Below are 1301 nucleotides of genomic sequence, written 5' to 3'. Positions count from 1 at the left end.
CTTCTATCATAACCGAAGCAGCAAGAATGCGGAAATTAAATTCGTGATAGCGGATAATTTCCATCAGGAAAGAGAACTGGATATATCCTTTCAGAGCGAAACTGAAACGGACATGGAACTATAAATCGGACAACAATGGATAAAAGTGATTTAAGGATCGAACAATTGCAGCAATATCTTGACAAGAAGAAAGGGGTTGTGGAAAGCGATATAAAAGAGTATAACCAGCAACTGGGAAAAAACTATCTTCATTTCTTTGACTGGCATGCCGATGACTTGTATAAGGCCTGTTATATGGATAAGAATTATAAGGCCATTCAGGAGGCGATTGATACCGCTGAAACGCCGAAGGACATTGAAGGCTATTTGAAGCGTTGTACCCTGTATGTAGAAGAAGATCTCCTGAACGGTCCGCTTGTCAAGAAAAGTACCAACCCGATGTCGAATATGGCCCATTCCCTGGAGATGGAATGCAAACAGGAGTTACTGAAGGACCTCCGGTATTTAAACAGGCTTCTTCAGAGTGAGACTGTAAGTGAAAGAATAAGGCCGCAAGAAGCACCCCGACAAGAAATTGTGCCTGTGAAAGAAAAGAAGAAAACGGGACCACGGTTGAGATAGTATCAATTGAAAGCAATAAAAAAGCTACTGAATTTTTGTTTCAGTAGCTTTTTTATTTATCCCGGTCTTATATTCCGGCTATACCAGATAAGCCTCAAAAAGATAATGTATGAATAACCGGCCCTTTTCCGTCCAGACCGTCAACATGGCCGTGCCTGTTTCTCCTGTGCGGCTTTCCCATACATGGGTCCGGGTTGCCGTATAGCCTTGATTCTGGTAAGGAGCTTTGAGCAGCCACTGACCGGATTGACGGAACTGGATGCCTGCCCATCGGAGCCGCTTGTTCAACATTCCGGCAGTCATTCCCAATTCTTTCGCTATCTGTGTGGTCGTGTAGGTGCTTTGGGATTGCAGGACTTTGTCGTAATACTGAACTTTTGGGGCCTGTAGCTTGAGTTTCAGGATAGCATAGTTGTTCTCCTTCTCCAATGCTGAAATACGGCTGTCTCGCTCTTTTATACGGTTCTGTGCGAGCAATATGGCACGCGCAAGCAGTTCATTATCCGTTTCGCCATTCTTCTTAAGAAGATAGCCACCGTTCTTTAGTGTTTCGGGAACCAGTTCATCAAATATCCAGCTTTCGAATTTCTCAGCGGAAGGCAGCTTGCTACCGGCAATCAGCCGGTATACGTTTCCTTCGCTGATGTACTTGATTTTCTGGACGGCACTGCGTGTAGGCG

General features: G+C 44.7%; 2 protein-coding genes and 1 pseudogene. 2 read left to right on the top strand and 1 reads right to left on the bottom strand.

Annotated features, from left to right (window positions below; all coding sequences use genetic code 11):
* Together AB5935_RS26535 and AB5935_RS26530 are read left to right on the top strand one after the other, a co-directional pair.
* Nucleotides 1-124, top strand: a pseudogene (locus tag AB5935_RS26535) (conjugal transfer protein TraQ); the annotation flags it as partial.
* Between the two features lie 11 nt (nucleotides 125-135).
* Nucleotides 136-621, top strand: coding sequence for a hypothetical protein (locus AB5935_RS26530; protein WP_007217340.1), 486 nt, complete (start codon nucleotides 136-138; stop codon nucleotides 619-621).
* A gap of 78 nt (nucleotides 622-699) precedes the next feature.
* Here AB5935_RS26530 and AB5935_RS26525 read toward each other — a convergent pair.
* On the bottom strand, nucleotides 700-1301 hold a 602-nt coding region (locus AB5935_RS26525; protein WP_149967329.1), incomplete at its 5' end, for a phage antirepressor KilAC domain-containing protein.

Origin of the sequence: Phocaeicola sp. RTP21198st1_B8_RTP21198_201120 (assembly GCF_040929485.1) — a bacterium.
Taxonomy (GTDB): domain Bacteria; phylum Bacteroidota; class Bacteroidia; order Bacteroidales; family Bacteroidaceae; genus Phocaeicola; species Phocaeicola dorei.
The sequence above is the reverse complement of the archived record's forward strand: the minus strand, read 5'-3'. Positions and strand labels throughout refer to the sequence as shown.

Bases quoted from the DNA above. Each gene is read 5' to 3' on its own strand.
- AB5935_RS26530 (WP_007217340.1), top strand. From the start codon at position 136: ATGGATAAAAGTGATTTAAGGATCGAACAATTGCAGCAATATCTTGAC.